Source organism: Ruminococcus sp., assembly GCF_045129435.1.
Classification (GTDB): Bacteria; Bacillota; Clostridia; order Oscillospirales; family Acutalibacteraceae; genus Ruminococcoides.
The window spans coordinates 1-5,519 of record NZ_JBGVJL010000124.1 but is presented as its reverse complement, the minus strand read 5'-3'; the positions used below and the strand labels follow the sequence as shown (position 1 = coordinate 5,519).

5 protein-coding genes are annotated in these 5,519 nt (G+C 35.0%); 2 read left to right on the top strand and 3 right to left on the bottom strand.

Features of this window, described 5'->3' with window-relative positions; genetic code table 11:
- Positions 1–502: 502 nt before the first annotated feature.
- Positions 503–1,747 (bottom strand): dockerin type I repeat-containing protein, encoded by a 1,245-nt coding sequence (locus ACJMMI_RS06230; RefSeq protein ID WP_405354343.1) that lies wholly within the window; start codon positions 1,745–1,747, stop codon positions 503–505.
- A gap of 40 nt (positions 1,748–1,787) precedes the next feature.
- Between ACJMMI_RS06230 and ACJMMI_RS06225 the strand changes: the two genes are divergently transcribed.
- On the top strand, positions 1,788–2,099 hold the full coding sequence (locus ACJMMI_RS06225; protein WP_405354342.1) for a helix-turn-helix domain-containing protein: 312 nt from the start codon (positions 1,788–1,790) through the stop codon (positions 2,097–2,099).
- Positions 2,100–2,179: 80 nt separating this feature from the next.
- Here ACJMMI_RS06225 and fucO read toward each other — a convergent pair whose 3' ends face one another.
- A complete protein-coding gene (gene fucO, locus ACJMMI_RS06220; RefSeq protein ID WP_405354341.1) occupies positions 2,180–3,325 on the bottom strand; it encodes a lactaldehyde reductase in 1,146 nt (381 codons plus the stop codon).
- 171 nt (positions 3,326–3,496) lie between these two features.
- Here fucO and ACJMMI_RS06215 point away from each other — a divergent pair, with 171 nt between their 5' ends.
- Positions 3,497–4,045 (top strand): TIGR01440 family protein, encoded by a 549-nt coding sequence (locus ACJMMI_RS06215; RefSeq protein ID WP_405354340.1) that lies wholly within the window; start codon positions 3,497–3,499, stop codon positions 4,043–4,045.
- A 51-nt stretch (positions 4,046–4,096) separates the two neighbouring features.
- On the opposite strand, the gene ACJMMI_RS06210 is transcribed toward ACJMMI_RS06215, so the two are convergent.
- Positions 4,097–4,414 (bottom strand): phosphoribosyl-ATP pyrophosphohydrolase, encoded by a 318-nt coding sequence (locus tag ACJMMI_RS06210; protein WP_405354339.1) that lies wholly within the window; start codon positions 4,412–4,414, stop codon positions 4,097–4,099.
- Between the last annotated feature and the right edge of the window lie 1,105 nt (positions 4,415–5,519).

Below are 5,519 nucleotides of genomic sequence, written 5' to 3'. Positions count from 1 at the left end.
AAAATTTAGGTCGAGCCTTTTTAAAGGCTCGTGGGTTTGGGCAAAGCCCAAGAAAAGTTGTTTTTATTGCAAATTTTCAAGCACAAACAGCGTTGCTGTTTGTGTGCTAAAGCAAGGTTTGAAAAAATAGGCGACAGCTATTAAAAAGAAATAATTCATTTATAAGAATAACGGCTTTTTATATAATGGCTTTTTATTATGCTATCGCATTATAAGGCTTTCGCTGTTGCGTTCAAGTCACCAAACAGCGTTGCTGTTTGGCTATCATAATTTTGCGTAATCTAAAATATGGTGGGCTTTGCCCACACCCACAACCTTTGAAAAAGGTTGACCAAATTTTTTATTTTCGGGTATAAAGTCTGTGATAATTCAAAGAAAATTTTCCGACCATTGCTAAACCATAATTTATCAATGTTACCCAACATTAAAACAGAACCTTTAAAACAATAACAAAAGCCTGCGGAAAACCACAGGCTTTCTTTGTGTATTACATAAACGCAAATTAAAATTCGCTTATTATTCCTGCACAATACTCTTGAATAAGTGTTGTATCGTTTACATCAACTTCTCCATCTTCATTTACATCTGCCCTAAGCATAGTTTTTTTATCAAAGGAAATCATATTTGCAATATATTTTTGTATTTCGGTGGTATCTTCAACACTAATTATACCGTCATTGTTTATATCTCCTAAATTTTTATTACTACTAATAGTAAAAGAAACTACTTGAGTATTTACACTTCCGGTAGCATTAACGCAGGAAACAAAAGCACCGAATTCGCCCTCTCCTATAACATCACAAGGCACTTCAATAGTATGTCCTATGAATTCTTTTTGATAAACAACTGTATCATATTTCCATATTTGAAGTCCATAGTAATCAGCACCACCATCAGCAGCTGCTGTAAATTTAATAGTATCGTTCAATTTAAATGCAGTTTTGTTTATACTTAATATAGGATTAGAAAGTTGATTGGCAATATAGAAATTAATTGTAGAAGATGTGGTATTACCAACTGAATTAACAGCAGAAACATATGCAGCGTAATTTCCTGCTCCAAATTGTCGGCAAGAAATAATAAGTTTATTTTCATTTGTATTTTGACTAAATATTAATTTATCACCTGACCATATCTGGCAACCATAATATTCTGTATTACCTTCTGAAGCAAAAGAAAGTTCTATATTGTCATATAAGCCATATACCAATTTATCGGCACTAATACTTACATTATATGGTTTAACTTTGGTTTCTAAATCCGGGCTTTTCCTTATGTACGAAAAACTATAACCAAATAAACTACTTCCGATTGTTGTTGTATTATCCCACTTAATTCCACATCTACGCACCTTTGTTGCACCGCTATAGTTTCCGTTTCCATTGCAATCAACAAAAGTAATTGTATTGCCTGACACATTGGTTACAAAAATTGAGTGTCCTCCATTACCATTATTTCCGTATCTTACTATATCACCAACTTTCACGCTGTTAAAATCTCTTGACACCTCCCAAGATGACGGATAAGAACCAAAAACTTCATAGCCCATCAGTCTTGCAAAGCCAAAACATTCCGAGCCACCATCAAATGACTCATACCAAGTGCTATAATTCGGATATTTTGAACGCAAATTATTTAATTTGTTATCAAATTCCGAGCGTGTTAATGCACTTGCAGTAAAAGGTAACAATGTAATTGTACATACTAAAATTAAAATTGATAATACTATTGATATACTTTTTTTCATAAGCTTCACTCCTTAATTTTTACTTAATTATAGCCCGATTATGGGCTATTGTCAATATATAAATATATACATTAAAATATATATAAATTTATACATTTTTTACATATACAAACTTATAAGGTATGTTGCTATGATTGTTTATAATAAATTATGGGAAACTTTGAAAAGAAAGAAAATATCTCAATACAAGTTAATAAAAACATATCATATTAGCACGGGACAGCTTGACCGATTAAGGAAAAACGAAAATGTAAGCACATATACTTTAAATCAACTATGTGAAATACTTGATTGTGAATTATCGGATATTGCAGAATATATACGCAATTCAGATTCAAAAAATATTGAATAACTTTTTACACAACAAAAAGCCTGCGGAGAACCGTAGGCTTTTAATATTATATTCAGTTTTATTTCTCAATAGGAATTATATTACATAAGGCTCTTATACAGTTCGGCGATTTCTTCTACGCTTGTATCTCTTGGATTGCCGGGGCGGCAATCGTCATCATATGCTGACTGAGCGAGGAACGGTACATCTTCCGGTTTAACAATTTCTTTTAAGTCGGCAGGAATACCAACATCCTGTGAGAGCTTTTTAACTGCATCAACGGCTGCCTTGCGGTACTCGTCAACTGTCATATTCTCTGTACCCTCAACACCCATTGCTGCCGCAATATACTTATACTTATCACCTGTAGCAGGAGCGTTGTACTCCATAACTGTCGGTAAAATAATTGCATTAGCCACACCGTGTGGAGTGTCATACAATGCACCGAGTGGGTGAGCCATTGAGTGAACAATGCCTAGACCAACATTTGAGAAACCCATACCGGCAACATACTGACCGAGAGCCATTCCCTCTCTGCCCTCAGGAGTATTATCTACCGCACCACGAAGTGATTTTGAAATAATCTCGATAGCCTTTAAGTGGAACATATCCGAAAGTGCCCATGCACCCTTTGTTATGTAACCCTCAATAGCGTGTGTAAGAGCGTCCATACCTGTAGCAGCTGTGAGTCCCTTTGGCATAGTTGACATCATATCAGGGTCAACAACTGCAACTACAGGAACATCGTGTACATCTACGCAAACCATTTTTCTGTTCTTTTCAACATCTGTGATAACATAGTTAATGGTAACCTCAGCGGCTGTACCTGCTGTGGTAGGAACTGCGATAATCGGAACTGCCTTGTTCTTAGTAGGAGCAACTCCCTCAAGTGAACGAACATCAGCAAACTCAGGGTTATTGATGATTATACCGACTGCCTTTGCTGTATCCATTGAGGAGCCGCCGCCAATGGCAACAATGCAATCTGCACCGCTTTCCTTAAATACCTCAACACCATGCTGTACATTCTGAATTGTAGGGTTTGGCTTGATGTCGGAGTACAAAGTATATTCAATTCCTGCGTTTTCAAGCACATCAGTAACCTTTTTAGTAACTCCAAATTTAACAAGGTCGGGGTCTGATGCAACAAGCACCTTTTTAAAACCTCTTCCCTTGATTTCCTCAGGGATAGAATTAATAGCACCTGCACCGTGGTAAGAGGTTTCGTTTAATACAAATCTATTCATAGCAATCATCCTTTGCATAAAATTTTACAATGTTATTATATAACATTTTTACTAAAAAATCAAGATTGTTATATAAATTTTATTATTTTTGTTGTAAAAGATTGATTCGCTTGTACTTTGCTAAAATAATGCTATAATAAGTATAGATGATAATTACAGGAGTTGATATATATGTCTAACTTAGAGGTTTATAATCAGGCAAAGCAGGCTGCTGAAGAAATCTGCAAGGTTGCTAAGCTTAAAGAGGGCGATATTCTTGTGGTAGGCTGTTCTACAAGTGAGGTTACCGGCGGCACGATTGGCAAAAATTCAGTACCCGAAGTAGCCGAAGATGTATTTGCAGGCATTTACGATGTGCTTACTGAAAAGAAAATCTACCTTGCGGCTCAATGCTGTGAACATCTCAACCGAGCAATCATTGTAGAGCGTGAGGCTGTGCCATTCTCTGAAATTGTGAATGTTGTACCTCAGCCAAAGGCAGGCGGTTCATTTGCTACTGCAGCTTACAAGCATTTTAAAAATCCTGTTGCCGTTGAAGAAATTAAGGCTGATGCAGGACTTGACATTGGCGGTACATTGATTGGTATGCACCTTAAAAAGGTTGCTGTTCCTGTAAGGCTCAGTCTTGACCACATTGGCAAAGCTATTTTGCTTGCAGCACGCACAAGGCCAAAATTTATTGGCGGCTGCAGAGCGGTTTACGATGAAAATAATATGTAAATAAGCCGGCAAAAAATTAAGCACGATGTTTTTACGCATCGTGCTTTTTGTTTACCAATCAGTAACCTCTTTAATGTAAATTTTATCCTTAAATCTACCGTTCTTATTCGCTTTGGCAAGTCTGATTCTGTCAAGTTCACCGTCTGTCATCCCTCTGGCATTGGCAATAGCATAAACAACCTCAAGAATATCTGCAAGCTCCTCAGGATCTTTATCAATCTGATACTCGGTACATTCCTCAGAAAGCTTAAGTTCAAGCATTTCAAGGTATCTTTCGTCTGAGAGAACTTCGGTTTCACACATCTGTCCGTTCTGTTCGATAATCTGAGGAATTTTATCTCTGACAAGCTTATTATATTTCTTTATCATATACCACACCTCTTATCCGTTTAAACATATAATGTGTAATTATTATACACAAAAGCGAGTAAAAAGTCAATAAAAGGAGTATTTTGCAATACCCCAACTATTTCATTATAACACATCTGAAAATGCACTTCAATATGTTTTACAAAAATAAAATTATAAATATTTTTAATATTTATATTGACAACGCTTGATTTATTCTGTATAATATAGACAAAGAAAAGGAACAAAAGGAGGTTTCTAATATGAAAGTAAAAGTCCACTACATAAGACATATCAGAGATTTCATGAGGAGCCTTCCCCCAAACAAGCGATAACCTGATACATTAGAAAGGTTATAAATATCTCGTTTGTTTGTCGGATAGCTGAAAATTTCAATGTTATTAAACATATTACTTTTTAATTCAGACAAGGTTTCCGATTATTACCAATCTAAAAGGAATTGCCAAAGCGTACGAACATAATCCAAGACTTCATATTTTTATATACAGTCGGCGGCGGTTACTTTCAGATTATTATTCGTAAAAATGAGTATAAAGCGTAATCACAATTCTAAGGTAATCAGGTTTATCCGAGATTATGGTTACAATTTAATAGAATTTATATTTTAATATTTTAATTTTAAAATCTTGTTGATGGTGGTTATACCAATGTACAGATAAAATTTATTAAGTCAAAATCTACAGATTGGAGATAAGACCGATGTACGAGGAAGTTTATATTTAGATATACTATTGTATAGGAGATAATTCCGATGTAAACTTTACTGATTTTTAAATTATCATTAATTGGAGATGAGTCCAAAATTCTATTTTGCTTAGCTACTACATATTATGTATAGCAATAATTAAAGTATAATTAAATTATTATAAGCATTCCTACCGACAGAGAATACTCTGTCGGTAGTTTTTTGTCTGTTCCCTGTTTGTTGAACTATAAAAGTTTGGTACTTATGTTGGGGTAAATTATGGTTTAGCAACGGTCGGGAAATTTTGTTTGAATTAGCACAGACTTTATAGGCTCTATGTCAATAGTTGGGGTAAACCCGAAAAAGAAGAATTGAAATGAACAAGCGATAGTAAATCAAGCTATCGCTTGTTTTTGCATT